At 66.2% G+C, this 13,114-nt stretch carries 14 protein-coding genes, 1 tRNA gene and 1 other RNA gene; 7 read left to right on the top strand and 9 right to left on the bottom strand.

The annotated features are described in order from the left end of the window. Positions 1-84 precede the first annotated feature (84 nt). The 3 genes from G6N32_RS01625 to G6N32_RS01615 are packed head-to-tail and all read right to left on the bottom strand — an operon-like array spanning position 85 to position 1,820. On the bottom strand, positions 85-858 hold the full coding sequence (locus tag G6N32_RS01625) for an EAL domain-containing protein (protein WP_115317639.1): 774 nt from the start codon (positions 856-858) through the stop codon (positions 85-87). A gap of 19 nt (positions 859-877) precedes the next feature. Continuing rightward, the gene (gene recR, locus G6N32_RS01620; RefSeq protein WP_115317640.1) at positions 878-1,489 is read right to left on the bottom strand and encodes a recombination mediator RecR; all 612 of its coding nucleotides are present in this window, start codon (positions 1,487-1,489) and stop codon (positions 878-880) included. A gap of 4 nt (positions 1,490-1,493) precedes the next feature. After that, entirely contained in the window at positions 1,494-1,820 is a 327-nt protein-coding gene (locus G6N32_RS01615) for a YbaB/EbfC family nucleoid-associated protein (protein ID WP_163789511.1), read from the bottom strand. A gap of 164 nt (positions 1,821-1,984) precedes the next feature. Between G6N32_RS01615 and G6N32_RS01610 the strand changes: the two genes are divergently transcribed. Next, positions 1,985-2,743: an Rv3717 family N-acetylmuramoyl-L-alanine amidase gene (locus tag G6N32_RS01610; protein WP_115317641.1), complete on the top strand. Its 759-nt coding sequence runs from the start codon at positions 1,985-1,987 to the stop codon at positions 2,741-2,743. On the opposite strand, the gene G6N32_RS01605 is transcribed toward G6N32_RS01610, so the two are convergent. Continuing rightward, entirely contained in the window at positions 2,740-3,186 is a 447-nt protein-coding gene (locus G6N32_RS01605) for an SRPBCC family protein (RefSeq protein WP_115317642.1), read from the bottom strand. The two genes, G6N32_RS01610 and G6N32_RS01605, sit on opposite strands and share 4 nt — an antisense overlap. Before the next feature lie 89 nt (positions 3,187-3,275). Here G6N32_RS01605 and G6N32_RS01600 point away from each other — a divergent pair, with 89 nt between their 5' ends. Next, positions 3,276-4,649, top strand: a complete 1,374-nt coding sequence (locus G6N32_RS01600; RefSeq protein WP_115317643.1) for an FAD-binding oxidoreductase — start codon at positions 3,276-3,278, stop codon at positions 4,647-4,649. Beyond that, positions 4,646-5,959, top strand: coding sequence for a class I SAM-dependent methyltransferase (locus tag G6N32_RS01595; RefSeq protein ID WP_115317644.1), 1,314 nt, complete (start codon positions 4,646-4,648; stop codon positions 5,957-5,959). The genes G6N32_RS01600 and G6N32_RS01595 overlap by 4 nt, the downstream gene beginning before the upstream one ends. A 7-nt stretch (positions 5,960-5,966) precedes the next feature. Here G6N32_RS01595 and G6N32_RS01590 read toward each other — a convergent pair whose 3' ends face one another. From G6N32_RS01590 to ffs, 4 genes are all read right to left on the bottom strand, one after another. Then, positions 5,967-6,338, bottom strand: a complete 372-nt coding sequence (locus G6N32_RS01590) for a heme-binding protein (protein ID WP_115317645.1) — start codon at positions 6,336-6,338, stop codon at positions 5,967-5,969. An 83-nt stretch (positions 6,339-6,421) separates the two neighbouring features. Further along, a complete protein-coding gene (locus tag G6N32_RS01585) occupies positions 6,422-8,335 on the bottom strand; it encodes a DNA polymerase III subunits gamma/tau (RefSeq protein WP_115317646.1) in 1,914 nt (637 codons plus the stop codon). A 9-nt stretch (positions 8,336-8,344) separates the two neighbouring features. After that, on the bottom strand, positions 8,345-9,640 hold the full coding sequence (locus tag G6N32_RS01580; RefSeq protein ID WP_115318907.1) for an aspartate aminotransferase type Ic: 1,296 nt from the start codon (positions 9,638-9,640) through the stop codon (positions 8,345-8,347). Between the two features lie 12 nt (positions 9,641-9,652). Continuing rightward, positions 9,653-9,749: signal recognition particle sRNA small type (ffs, locus tag G6N32_RS01575), an RNA gene on the bottom strand. Between the two features lie 105 nt (positions 9,750-9,854). On the opposite strand from ffs, the gene G6N32_RS01570 reads away from it, so the two are divergent. The 3 genes from G6N32_RS01570 to G6N32_RS01560 all read left to right on the top strand — a co-directional run bounded on the left by G6N32_RS01570 (position 9,855) and on the right by G6N32_RS01560 (position 11,975). Beyond that, positions 9,855-9,940: transfer RNA gene (locus G6N32_RS01570), tRNA-Ser, on the top strand. A gap of 81 nt (positions 9,941-10,021) precedes the next feature. Continuing rightward, positions 10,022-10,846: a lipid uptake coordinator LucA gene (gene lucA, locus G6N32_RS01565; RefSeq protein WP_115317647.1), complete on the top strand. Its 825-nt coding sequence runs from the start codon at positions 10,022-10,024 to the stop codon at positions 10,844-10,846. Between the two features lie 61 nt (positions 10,847-10,907). Beyond that, positions 10,908-11,975, top strand: coding sequence for an NAD(P)H-dependent amine dehydrogenase family protein (locus tag G6N32_RS01560; protein ID WP_115317648.1), 1,068 nt, complete (start codon positions 10,908-10,910; stop codon positions 11,973-11,975). Between the two features lie 6 nt (positions 11,976-11,981). Here the strand turns inward: G6N32_RS01560 and G6N32_RS01555 are convergent, their stop codons facing one another. After that, entirely contained in the window at positions 11,982-12,239 is a 258-nt protein-coding gene (locus G6N32_RS01555; protein ID WP_115317649.1) for a hypothetical protein, read from the bottom strand. Between the two features lie 200 nt (positions 12,240-12,439). Here G6N32_RS01555 and G6N32_RS01550 point away from each other — a divergent pair, with 200 nt between their 5' ends. Next, positions 12,440-13,108: a cutinase family protein gene (locus G6N32_RS01550; protein WP_178059245.1), complete on the top strand. Its 669-nt coding sequence runs from the start codon at positions 12,440-12,442 to the stop codon at positions 13,106-13,108. Positions 13,109-13,114: the final 6 nt, after the last annotated feature.

Below are 13,114 nucleotides of genomic sequence, written 5' to 3'. Positions count from 1 at the left end.
CCGACAGGTCCGCGAGATTGAACTCACGCAGACAACGTGCGAGTAAACCTCTGCATCAGTTCAATCTCGCGGCACGTCACCCAGTCAGGCGGCCGTGCGCACTTCCGGATTGACATCGGCCACGCTTTCGAATGTCGGCCGGGCAATGTAGTAGCCCTGGAACAGATGCACGCCCAGGTCTTGCAGGCACTCCATCTCTTCCCGGCGTTCGATCCCCTCGGCGATGAGTCCGATCCCCAGATCCTCGCTCATTCCGACGATGCCTTTGCAGATGGCCCTACGGGCCTTGTCCTGGTCGATGTCGCGGATCAGACCCATGTCGATCTTGACGAGATCCGGCTGCAGATCCGCCAAGAGGTTGAGTCCGGCATGCCCGGCGCCGAAATCATCGATGGCGACGGTGAATCCGCGCTGCCGGTAGTCGGCCACGATCGCCTGCAGATGCCCGAAGTCGGCGATCTTCTCTGCTTCGGTGAACTCGAAAACGATGCGGTCGGCAGGAAAGCCGTACGTCTCAGCAGCTTCCAGCGTTGTCCGGATGCAGAGTTCCGGGCGGTAGACGGCGTTCGGCATGAAATTGACGTTGAGCGACGTCGAGATCCCCAACTCCGCCGCCAATCTGATCGCCGTGACACGGCACACCTGATCGAACCGGTACAAGTTGTGGTCGCCGACTTGAGCGAACACCGCCGACGCCGGCTCGTTGCGCACGCCGCGAACCAGCGCCTCTTGCGAGTGGACCTGTCTGGCGTTGCTGTCGAAGATCGGCTGGAACGCCATCGAGATATCGAATCCCAAACCGGCGCCGTCGACGCAGGCCCCGCAGTTCAGTCGGACAAAGTCGTTAGGCCTCGCCATGTAGGCGATCCTACGGACGCTAAACCATTTGCCGGCGGCCGGACAGGGCGCGGCCCAGCGTCAGCTCGTCGGCGAACTCCAGATCCCCGCCCATCGGCAAGCCCGACGCGATGCGTGAGACCGTCAACCCGGGAATGTCGCGCAGAATCCGCACCAGGTAGGTGGCTGTCGCCTCACCTTCGGTGTTCGGGTCGGTCGCGATGATCACCTCGGTAATGTCCACTCCGTCAATTCGCTCGCCAATTCTGTTCAGCAGCTGCCGAATTCGCAGTTGATCAGGTCCGATACCGGACAGCGGGTCCAGCGCTCCGCCCAGAACGTGATAGCGCCCGCGGAATTCGCGGGTACGTTCCACGGCCTGCACATCCTTGGGTTCCTCCACCACACACACCAGCGACCCGTCGCGCCGTGCGTCACTGCAGATGCGGCACCGGTCGGCATCGGAGACGTTGCCGCACACCTCGCAGAACTGCACCCCGTCGCGGACCCTGCCCAGCGCCGCGGTCAGCCGGTCGATGTCCGGCGGCTCCACCGACAACAGATGGAACGCGATGCGCTGGGCACTCTTGGGACCGACACCCGGCAGCTTGCCGAGTTCGTCGATCAAATCCTGGACGGGTCCTTCGAACAACGCGTCAGGCCCCCGGAATGCCTGGGGCCTGCCCGGCCAGAGGGCCGAGGTGGGTCTGCGCCAGGATCGTGAACTGACGGGCCGAGTCGGCGAGCGCGCCGACGATCAGGTCCTGCAGCGTCTCGACATCATCGGGGTTGACGACCTTGGGGTCGATCCGGATCCCGACGACCTCGCCGCTGCCTTTCATCGTCACCTGAACCAGCCCACCGCCGGCCTGACCGTGCACCTCGGCAGCGGCCAGCGCGGCCTGGGCCTCCATCAGCTTCTGCTGCATTTCCTGGGCCTGCTGCAACGCAGCCTGCAGACCCGGCATCACCTGGTCGCGCATCTGCTCGGCCTGCTCGCGAAATCCTTCGAGGTTCGGCAGCTCACCGGGTCCGGGTTGCATGACAGTCTCCTTGCGTCTCGGTCTCGACTTGGTTTCGCCTGCGAATTCGGGCAGTCAGCGACTTCAAGACTAGACGGCGAAGAGTTACGGTGACGCGCGTGCTTATGTCCGCCCGCACGCGTGTCGTCGCCTCAACATGCACCGCCGTGTTGGTGGTCCTATCGCAGGCGCTCACCCCGCTCAGCCATGCCGCACCGACCAGCATCGCCGGGATGATCGTGTTCCTCGACCCCGGCCACAACGGCGCCAACGACGCGTCACTGACCAAACAGGTGCCGACCGGCCGTGGCGGCACCAAGGACTGCCAGACGTCGGGCACCACCACCAACGACGGGTTCCCTGAACACACCTTCAACTGGGACACCGTGCTGCTGATCCGCCAGATGCTGAGCCAGCTCGGCGTGCGCACCGCCATGTCGCGCGGTAACGACAACCAGGTTGCGGCGTGCGTCGACGAACGCGCTGCGATGGCCAACGCGCTGGCGCCCAACGCGATCATCTCGATCCACGCCGACGGCGGCCCGGCGACCGGCCGCGGCTTCCACGTCAACTACTCCAGCCCGCCGCTGAATCAGGCCCAGGCAGGGCCGTCGGTGCAGCTCGCCAGGGCCATGCGCGACCAAATGGTCGCAGCCGGCATCCCCGCCGCGAACTACATCGGCTCCGACGGCCTCTACGGGCGCGCCGATCTCGCCGGGCTGAACCTGGCCCAGTACCCATCGGTGCTGGTCGAGTGCGGCAACATGAAGAACCCGGCCGACTCGGCGCTGATGGAAAGCCCCGAAGGTCGCCAGAAGTACGCCGCCGCCGTCGTGCAGGGCATCGCAGCGTTCCTGGCCACCCAGCCGGCCCGCGCCAGCTAGGCCTTCGCGGCCTCGACGGTCTTCTTGAGGTTGCCGAGCAACTCGTCCTGAATCTTGCGCAGGCCCAGCGGCGCGAACGTCTTCTCGAAGAAGCCGCCGATGCCGCCCGCCCCGGTCCAGGTGGTCTTGAGGGTGACGCTGGAGCCTGGGCCGGCCGGCGCGACGGTCCAGTTGATCACCATCGAGGAGTTCGCGTCTTTCTCGATGACGGTATGGCCGGCGACGTCGACGACGGCCTGCACTTCGCGCACCCGCGACTTGGTGGCCTGCAACTTCCACTTGGCGACTGTGCCCTGACCCTGGCCGCCCTGCAGCACCTGGTATTCGCTGTACTGCGGCGAGAGGATCTTCGGGCGCACGTTCTGGTAGTCGGCGATCGCGTCGAGCACGGCGGCCGGTTCGGCGTCGATCAAGATCGAACTTGCGGCGCTGACCTGTCCCATCAGGGAAACTCCTCGGGTAACGGCGGGTTGCGGTGTGATCCACCGGCCGTGCGGTCGCATCGGCTGTGGCTGCGGACTAGCGTAGTCGTGTGTCTGTTTCTGCAGCACTGTCAGCTCATGCCCAGGGCGTGGAGCGGCTCCTCGCCAGCTACCGCGCCATTCCTTCGAACGCCCCGGTACGTCTGGCGAAACCGACGTCCAACCTGTTCCGCGCACGCGCCAAGAGCAACGCGCCAGGGTTGGACACCTCCGGGCTCACCAACGTGATCTCCGTCGACCCGGCAGCCCGGACCGCCGATGTCGCCGGCATGTGCACCTACGAGGACCTGGTCGCCGCGACCCTGCCGTACGGCCTGTCCCCGCTGGTGGTTCCGCAGCTCAAAACCATCACCCTGGGCGGGGCGGTGACCGGGCTGGGGATCGAGTCGGCGTCGTTCCGCAACGGTCTGCCGCACGAGTCCGTGATCGAGATGGACATCCTGACCGGCTCGGGTGAGGTGATCACCGCGAGCCGTGAGGCCCATCCGGACTTGTTCCGTAGCTTCCCCAATTCCTATGGCACGCTTGGCTATTCGGTACGCCTACGCATCGAGCTGGAACCGGTCAAGCCATTCGTCGCGCTCAAGCACCTGCGATTCCATTCGCTGCCCGACCTGGTGGTCGCGATGGACCGGATCATCGAGACCGGTGGATACGACGGCACCCGGGTCGACTACCTCGACGGCGTGGTGTTCAGCGCCGACGAGAGCTACCTGTGTCTGGGCGTGCAGACCCCAGCCGCCGGGGCGGTCAGTGATTACACCGGCCAGGACATCTACTACCGCTCGATCCAGCACGACGACGGGGTCAAGGACGACCGGCTGACCATCCACGACTACCTGTGGCGCTGGGACACCGATTGGTTCTGGTGCTCGCGGGCATTCGGCGCGCAGAACCCGAAGATCCGCCGTTGGTGGCCGCGCCGCTACCGCCGGAGCAGCTTCTACTGGAAGCTGATCGGCTACGACCAACGGTTCAACATCGCCGACCGGATCGAGGCCCGGCACGGCCGTCCGCCGCTGGAGCGGGTGGTCCAGGACGTCGAGGTGCCGATCGAGCATTGTGTCGAATTCCTGGACTGGTTCCTGACCAATGTCCCCATCGAGCCGCTGTGGCTGTGTCCGCTTCGGCTGCGTGACCCGGCGGGCTGGCCGCTGTATCCGCTGCGCGCCGGACACAGCTACGTCAACATCGGATTCTGGTCCTCGGTACCGATGGGGCCAACACCGAGCCACACGAACCGCCTGATAGAAGAGCAGATCGGCAAGCTCGACGGACACAAGTCGCTGTATTCCGACGCCTTTTACAGCCGGGAGGAGTTTGACAATCTCTACGGTGGCGAAACCTATAAGACCGTAAAAAAGACCTACGACCCTGATTCACGGCTACTGGGCCTGTATGCAAAGGCGGTGCAACGACAATGACGATCTTTCGTGAGAACGAGGCGCATGCGCCAGGAAAGTTCAAGCTTGCCGAGATCCTCGAGATCTTCACCGCCGGTGGGGAACTGCCGCTGAAATTCACCGCGTACGACGGCAGCTCCGCGGGGCCTGAAGACGCCGAGCTGGGTCTGGATCTACTCACCCCGCGTGGGACCACGTATCTGGCGACCGCCCCGGGCGATCTGGGCCTGGCCCGCGCCTACGTCTCGGGCGACCTCGAGATGCAGGGCGTCCATCCCGGGGATCCGTACGACCTGCTGCGGGCACTGTCCCACCAGCTGGATTTCAAGCGGCCGCCGGCTCGCGTGCTGGTCGATATCGTGCGTTCGATCGGCATCGAGCACCTCAAGCCGATCGCCCCGCCGCCTCAGGAAGCGCTGCCGCGGTGGCGCCGCGTCGCCGAGGGCCTGCGGCACAGCAAAAAGCGCGACGCCGACGCCATCCACCACCACTACGACGTGTCAAACACGTTCTACGAGTGGGTCCTTGGGCCGTCGATGACGTACACGTGTGCGTGCTACCCGAGCGCGGATGCCACGCTGGAGGAAGCGCAGGAGAACAAGTACCGGCTGGTGTTCGAGAAGCTGCGCCTCAAGCCCGGCGACCGTCTGCTCGACGTCGGTTGCGGCTGGGGTGGCATGGTGCGCTACGCGGCGAAGCACGGGGTGAAGGCGATCGGCGTGACGCTGTCCCGCGAGCAGGCCGCGTGGGCGCAGAAGGCCATCGCCGAGCAGGGCCTGGCCGACCTGGCCGAGGTCCGCCACAGCGACTACCGCGACGTCTTGGAGAGCGGCTTCGACGCGGTGTCATCGATAGGGTTGACCGAGCACATCGGGGTGGCCAACTACCCGGCGTACTTCGGCTTCCTGAAGTCCAAGCTGCGCGTCGGCGGGCTGCTGCTCAACCACTGCATCACCCGCCCCGACAACAAGACCGGCCCCAGCGCGGGTGGTTTCATCGACCGCTATGTGTTCCCCGACGGCGAACTGACCGGCTCGGGCCGCATCATCACCGAAGCCCAGGATGCCGGCCTGGAGGTGGTGCACGAGGAGAACCTGCGCCACCACTATGCGATGACGCTGCGGGACTGGTGCCGCAACCTCGTCGAGCACTGGGACGAAGCCGTCGACGAGGTGGGCCTGGCCACCGCCAAGGTGTGGGGCCTGTACATGGCCGGATCACGGCTCGGCTTCGAGACCAATGTCGTTCAGCTGCACCAGGTTCTGGCCGTCAAGCTCGACGAGAAGGGCGGCGACGCCGGGCTGCCCCTGCGGCCGTGGTGGACGGCGTAGACCGGAACTAGACACCCGATCCGGGCAGCTGACCGCAGCGATTCTTGATGTCCACCAACGGTTGTCGGATCCCGCCGATTTCGGAAGCGGTCTGCGGATTGGCGGCCATGTAGGCCTTGACCCGGGCGCGCACCTGATCGCGCGGGAGGCCGGCCAGGCTGGTGAAGAATGCGTTCACGTCGGGATGGGTGAACAGATAGGCCGACGTCGCGGCCTGCACGCCCATTCGTACGCCTTCCATATCGGCCGCGGTGCAGTTCGGCGGTGGCGGCGGCGCGTCGGGATCGGCTGCAGCAGTGGCCATTTGCCCGAACAGAGCCACTGCGAGCGCCCCGCATCCGGCGAGCGTCGCCGCGATTCGACGACTGTCGATGATCATGCACCGACGGTAAAGGCGCTGACGCACAAGCGCTTCACAGCACAGCAGATCCACAGCGGACCACGAGAACGCACACAGAACTGCTAGCCCTCGATCTTGCGCGCGCCCAACTCGTTCTGCAGTAGCTCGAGCGCCACTTCCTCCGGGTCGCGTCGCGGCGCCGAGTCGTCGTCGCGGCCGACCTCGGCGATCATGCTGTCCTCTTCGGCGCGCTGGCGATCTACCGGATCGGGCTCGGGTTCCGGAGGTAATGGCGCGGCTTCGCGCACCGGCTCACCGACGCCGACCTCGCAGCGTACCCGCCAGTCCACCCCGAGCGCATCCTTGAGCGCGTCACGGATGACATCGGCGTTGCGCTGCTCACACAGCCGCTTGGCCAGCGGTGCCGACTCATGGCCGAGGATCAGAGTGTTGTTCTCGACCGCACGCACGATCGCTCCGGCCAGCATGACCTCGGTGGTACGGCTGCGCTGACGCACCTTCTCCCGCACCGTCGTCCACATGGTGCGTACCGCAGCCGCCCCCGGTTCACCCGGGGCAGCGGCGGCCGGGGCCGCGGCCGGTTCGGTGGCCGGCGGCGGCGGTGTGGCTTCCGGCACCGGGTCGGGCTTGGCGACGGGCTCGGGCCGTGCGACCGGCTCCGGTCGTGCAATCGGCTCCGGCTTGGCGATCGGCTCGGGGACCGGCGCGGGAGCAGGAAGCGGCTCGGGTGCAGCCGCGGGTGCGGCGGGTGCTGCTGCCGCCTCGGGAGCAGCAGCCTGCTGCGTCTTGCGCACATACTGCTTGGCCGGCGCCGCCGCCGGTGCACCGGAATTCAACCCGGCCTCACCCGCCGGGATCGTGATCTCCATCCGGGTCTCGATACGTTCGATCCGCTGCAGCAGTGCCGACTCGGTGTCGCTGGCCGACGGCAACAGAAGCCGGGCGCAGACCACCTCCAGCAGCAACCGTGGTGCCGTCGCGCCGCGCATCTCCCCCAGCCCCGCGTGCACCACCTCGGCGTAGCGGGTCAGCGTCGCGGGCCCGATCTTCGCGGCCTGCTCGCGCATCCGCTCCAGCACGTCGTCGGGGGCGTCGACCACACCGCGGGTGGCAGCGTCCGGAACTGCTTGCAGCACAATCAAATCGCGGAACCGCTCGAGTAGGTCGACGGCAAAACGGCGCGGATCATGTCCGGCGTCGATTACCGACTCCACCGCACCGAACAGCGCAGCCGCATCGCCCGCGGCAAGCGAGTCAACAGCGTCGTCGATCAGGGCCACATCGGTGGCGCCCAGCAGCGCGAGCGCGCGCTGATAGTGCACGCGGTTGCCTTCCGCACCGGCGAGCAGCTGGTCCAGCACGCTCAACGTATCGCGGGGCGAGCCGCCGCCGGCCCGGATGACGAGCGGATACACCGCGTCGTCGACGGTGACGCTCTCCGAGGCGATGATCTTCTCGATCAACGCGCGCATGGTCTTCGGGGCCAGCAGCCGGAACGGGTAGTGATGGGTGCGCGAGCGGATCGTCGGCAGCACCTTTTCCGGTTCGGTGGTGGCGAACACGAAGATCAGGTGCTCGGGCGGCTCCTCGACGATCTTCAGCAGCGCATTGAAGCCGGCGGTGGTGACCATGTGTGCTTCGTCGACGATGAAGATGCGGTAGCGCGACTGAGCGGGCGCATAGAACGCCCGATCGCGCAGCTCGCGGGTGTCATCCACACCGCCGTGGCTGGCGGCGTCGAGTTCGACCACGTCGACGTTGCCCGGGCCGTTCGGGGCCAGCGCCACGCACGAATCGCACACCCCACACGGGGTCGGCGTCGGACCCTGCTCGCAGTTCAGCGAGCGGGCGAGGATGCGCGCCGAGGACGTCTTACCGCAACCACGCGGCCCGGAGAACAGATACGCGTGGTTGATCCGATGCGCCGACAGCGCGGTCGACAGCGGTTCAGTGACGTGCTCCTGGCCCACCACCTCGGCGAAGGTTGCCGGCCGGTACTTGCGGTAGAGCGCCACGGGTGAAGGCTACCGACCGTCGGTGACAGCCGTGGACCCCAGCATGGACTCGGTGGCCGCCAGCAACGCGCAGGTGGCCAGGCCGTCGATCGCATCGGTCAAATCCGACACCGGCGGGAATGTCGGCGCGATCCTAATGTTCTTGTCGTCCGGATCTTTTCGATACGGGAACGACGCGCCCGCCTCGGTCACCGCGATACCGGCATCCTTGGCCAGCGCGACGGTCCGCTTGGCTGTCCCGGGCAGCACATCGAGGCTGATGAAATACCCGCCCTTGGGCTCGGTCCAGGACGCGACCTTCGAGTCCGTGAGGCGTTTGTCCAGGATGTCCAACGCCAGCGCGAACTTCGGCGCCAGCAGCTGCTGATGGCGCTGCATGTGCAACCGCACCCCGTCGGCATCTTTGAAGAACAGCAGGTGCCGTAGGTGGTTCACCTTGTCGGGGCCGATCGACTTCTTGCCGGCGTACTGCAGATACCAGGCGATGTTGCCCAGCGAGCCGCCGAAGAAGCTCACCCCCGCGCCGGCGAAGGTGATCTTCGAGGTGGAGGCGAAGACATAGGGCCGGTGCGGGTTGCCCGCCTTGTCGGCCAGACCCAGGATGTCGACCTGTCGCGGGAATTCCAGCGTCAACGTGTGCACGGCGTAGGCGTTGTCCCAGAACAACCGGAAATCCGGTGCGGCGGTGCGCATTTGCACCAGCCTGCGCACCACTTCCCACGAGTAGGTGGTGCCGGTGGGGTTGGAGAACACCGGCACGCACCACATGCCCTTGATGGCGGGATCGGCTGCCACGAGTTCTTCGATGAGGTCGACGTCGGGGCCGTCCTCGTTCATCGGCACGCCGATCATCTCGATGCCGTAGCTCTCGGTGATGGCGAAGTGCCGGTCGTATCCCGGGGCCGGACACAAGAACTTGATCACCGGCTCCTGGCTCCAGGGCCGCGGTGAGTCGACACCGCCGTGCAGCAGCGAGAACACCACGATGTCGTGCATCAGCTCCAGGCTGGCGTTGTTCCCGGCGATCAGATTGGGCACCGGGATACCGAGCAGCTCACTGAAGATCGATCGCAGACCGGGCAATCCGTGCAGGCCGCCGTAATTGCGGGTGTCGGTGTTGTCCTCGTCGCGGTACTGCTCACCGGGCAGGCTCAGCAGCGCGTTGGACAGGTCCAGCTGCTCGGCCGACGGCTTGCCCCGGGTGAGGTCCAACGACAGCTTCTTGGCCTGCAGGTCGGCGTAGTTCTGCCGCTGCAATTCGTGCTGGGCTCGCAACTCATCGGGGCCCAGGGAGTGGAACGACACCATGCGCCTTTCACGAAGGGGACCCCGCGCACCCGCCAGAGCCCATTGACCCTTGCTGCCTTCCGGCCCTGGGGGAGTTCACAGGATAGACGCCGCGCGGGGTCCATTGCGAGTGTAATACCCGCGCGCCGGTGGCCCGTCGCGGAGGCGACAAGTCACGGGTGAGCCAGGCAGCCGGGGCGAGGCACTTCCCGAGTCCGCTACCATTGCCGACGGAGGATTCGCCTAGTGGCCTATGGCGCTCGCCTGGAACGCGGGTTGGGTTAACAGCCCTCAGGGGTTCAAATCCCCTATCCTCCGCACCTGATCCGAGGTGCGATCGGGGGGACACAACGCCTGGTCGCACCTCGGATTTTGACTTTTAGGAGGGGCATGAGGGGTATGGGGCGCGTTCCGGCGACTGCACTTCAGCTGGTGCTGTGGGTGCTGGCCGGAGCTCTGTACTTCTTGTTCGTGCTGCCCCGGTGGTGGGAGCTCATGGGCGACACCACCCACGCGCTGGGCACTATTGCGCGCATCGTCACCGGTGTCCTGATCGCGCTGGCCGCGCTGCCGGTGTTGCTCACCTTGCTGCGCAGCCGAAAGCCCGAGGCAGGCACTCCGCAGCTGGCGCTGCGCTTGCGCCTGTGGTCGGTGATCCTGCACGTGCTGGCCGGTGTGCTGATCGTCGGGACCGCGGTCGCCGAGATCTGGGTCAGCCTCGATAAGGGCGGGCCGTGGCTGTTCGGCGTCTACGGCGCGGCCGCGGCGATCGCGGTCCTCGCGCTGCTCGCCTTCCAGCTGGCCTACACCGCCGAGTTGCCGGCCAAGCCGGCAAAGCCGAAGAAAGAGAAGAAGGCCAAGAAGAAACGCGGCAAGGCGGCCGACGACTCCGAAGACACCGCCGAGACCACCGAGGTCGCCGAAGCCACCGAGCCTGCCGACTCCGCGGAAGCAGAGGAGACGAGCGAGCCGGCCGTCGAGGACGAGAAGCCCGCCGACGTGTCGGCCGAGGCGTCGCCGGAGGCCGAGCCCGCGCCCGAGGCCGAGGCGTCGTCGGAGGCCGAGCCCGCGCCCGAGGCCGAGCCCGTACCGGAAGCCGACGCCAAGCCAGAGCCAGAGCCCGACGCCGAGCCGAGCGGCGCGCTGCGGAACAAGCGCCCGACCGGTAAGACAAACCATCGGCTGCGCCGCCGCAACCGCGGCAATGTCGCGGTCGACGAGTAGACGACTGTCGAGTTCACCTAAACAACCGTCTGAACTGCGCAGCTGACCCTATGCTGAGCGAGTGCCCAACATTTCTCCCTATCGGGTCGTCCAGTGGACGACCGGCAATGTAGGAAAGAGCTCCGTTCAGGCGATCACCGCCAACCCCACCCTCGAACTCGTCGGTTGTTACGCGTGGTCATCGGACAAGGCCGGCCGCGACGTCGGAGAACTGGTCGGGATCGATCCGCTGGGAGTCACCGCGACCAACGACGTGGATGCTCTGCTGGCGCTCAAGCCGGACTGCGTGGTCTACAACCCGATGTGGATCGACGTCGACGAGCTGGTCCAGATCCTGTCGGCCGGCGTCAATGTCGTCGCATCGGCGTCATTCATCACCGGCCAGAACCTCGGCGACGGCCGTGCCCGCATCGAGGAGGCATGTAAGGCCGGCGGTTCGACGATGTTCGGCTCGGGGGTGAGCCCCGGCTTCGCCGAGCTACTGGCGATCGTCGCAGCCACGTCCTGCGATCGCGTCGACAAGATCACCATCGCCGAGTCCGCTGACACCACCCTCTACGACTCCCCCGAGACCGAGCGCCCGGTCGGCTTCGATATGCGCATCGACGATCCCGACCTGCAGCCGATGGCTGCCAAGGGCACCGCGGTGTTCGCCGAGGCGGTGCAGTTGGTCGCCGATTCGCTAGGCCTGGAGCTGGACGAGATCACCTGCGTGTCCGAATACGCTCAGACCACCGAGGATCTGCCGATGGCATCGTGGACCATCAAGGCAGGCCACGTCGCCGGGGTCTACGCCAGCTGGCAGGGCATCGTCAACGGCAAGACCGTCATCGACATCAATGTGCGATGGAAGAAGGGCACCACCCTCGAGCCGGACTGGCAGCTCGACGCCGACGGCTGGAAAATTACGATCGACGGACGCCCGACGGTGAACATGCAGGTCGGGTTCCTACCGCCGATGGACATGATCGAGAACGCAAAGTCACTCGAAGACTTCTTCGTTCTCGGCCACATCATGACGGCGATGCCACCGATTCACGCGATCCCCGCCGTCGTCGCCGCACCGCCGGGCATCGCGACCTACAACGATCTGCCGTTGCCCAGGGCCCGAGGCGTGGTGCAGGGCTAGCGGCCGCTAGATGCAGGCGCCGCCGGTCACCAGCCCGAACGGACCGGTGGCCTGCACACAGGCTGCGGGCGGCCCGTAGAACACGGGACCGTAATCGGGTCCGCGCCAGTCGCCTCGGCCGCGGTCATGGTCGTTCCACTCCCAGCCGTCATGGCCGTGGCCATGTCCCGGATCGGCGTAAGCGATACCGGCGCCCACACCAAGCCCCGCCAGGCTGAGCCCTGCGGAAAGTGCTGCTGTTGCTGCGATCTTCGTCAGTGTCATCGTGCTAATCCCTTACGACCTCAAGCGCCCCGACCCGTCACACTCGTTTTGCAACAGAGCATATTTTAGTCGAATTCCCCTAGCCGACAACAACTTAGGGCAGCCCGCACCAGTGCCGGCTCCTGTGTATTTGCTCATGAGTTCCCGTCGGGTTCGGCGCGCCTAATTCTGGTGTGGTCAACGGGTGCCACCATGCAGCCGTGCACACGCATCCGGGCGCACCGATTTTTGCTGCTGGTGTGTTGGCACTCGCGGTGCAGGTGATGCTGCCCACTATGTCGATGGCGCGGGCCGACGCCTGCCCTGACATCCAGGTCGTGTACGCCCGGGGAACTAATACCGTGCCCCCGGTCGACCCGGTCGGACAAGCTCTGGTCAACGCGATGAGCGCACAGCTTCCCGGAAAATCGCTGTCGGTCTACGGCATCAGTTATCCGGCGAATCTGGACCTGAACGGAGGAACCACCACCGGTGCCACTGACGGTTGGGTGCACGTCGAGAACCTCGTCGCGGCATGTCCGGCGACCCGCGTGGTGCTGAGCGGCTACTCGCAGGGTGCCGATGTCATCGATCTGCTCACCACGACCGCAGGCGCCGCGTTCGGCACTCCCACCCCCATGCCGGACGCCGTCGCCGGTCACGTCGCCGCGGTCGTGGTGTTCGGCAATCCCTCCCGCAAGATGGGCGGCGGACCGTTGCCACCCAGGAGCCCTCTGTACGGGGCCAAGGCCCTCGACCTGTGCCTCACCGGCGACCCCGTCTGTTCGAACGGCGTGGACCTGCTCGCACATAGCCGATATGTCGTATCCGGTGTGGTCGGTCAAGCCGCACAGTTCGCGGTCAGCCGGCTGAAGTCACCCGCCGGCTGACCCCGG

Origin of the sequence: Mycolicibacterium aichiense, from assembly GCF_010726245.1 — a bacterium.
In the GTDB taxonomy this organism is placed as follows: Bacteria; Actinomycetota; Actinomycetes; order Mycobacteriales; family Mycobacteriaceae; genus Mycobacterium; species Mycobacterium aichiense.
The sequence above is the reverse complement of the archived record's forward strand: the minus strand, read 5'-3'. Positions and strand labels throughout refer to the sequence as shown.

Coding starts and splice junctions, on each gene's coding strand:
- G6N32_RS01625 (WP_115317639.1), bottom strand. CDS start 858: ATGGCGAGGCCTAACGACTTTGTCCGACTGAACTGCGGGGCCTGCGTC.
- G6N32_RS01615 (WP_163789511.1), bottom strand. CDS start 1,820: ATGCGCGACCAGGTGATGCCGGGTCTGCAGGCTGCGTTGCAGCAGGCC.
- G6N32_RS01610 (WP_115317641.1), top strand. CDS start 1,985: ATGTCCGCCCGCACGCGTGTCGTCGCCTCAACATGCACCGCCGTGTTG.
- G6N32_RS01605 (WP_115317642.1), bottom strand. CDS start 3,186: ATGGGACAGGTCAGCGCCGCAAGTTCGATCTTGATCGACGCCGAACCG.
- G6N32_RS01595 (WP_115317644.1), top strand. CDS start 4,646: ATGACGATCTTTCGTGAGAACGAGGCGCATGCGCCAGGAAAGTTCAAG.
- G6N32_RS01590 (WP_115317645.1), bottom strand. CDS start 6,338: ATGATCATCGACAGTCGTCGAATCGCGGCGACGCTCGCCGGATGCGGG.
- lucA (WP_115317647.1), top strand. CDS start 10,022: ATGGGGCGCGTTCCGGCGACTGCACTTCAGCTGGTGCTGTGGGTGCTG.
- G6N32_RS01555 (WP_115317649.1), bottom strand. CDS start 12,239: ATGACACTGACGAAGATCGCAGCAACAGCAGCACTTTCCGCAGGGCTC.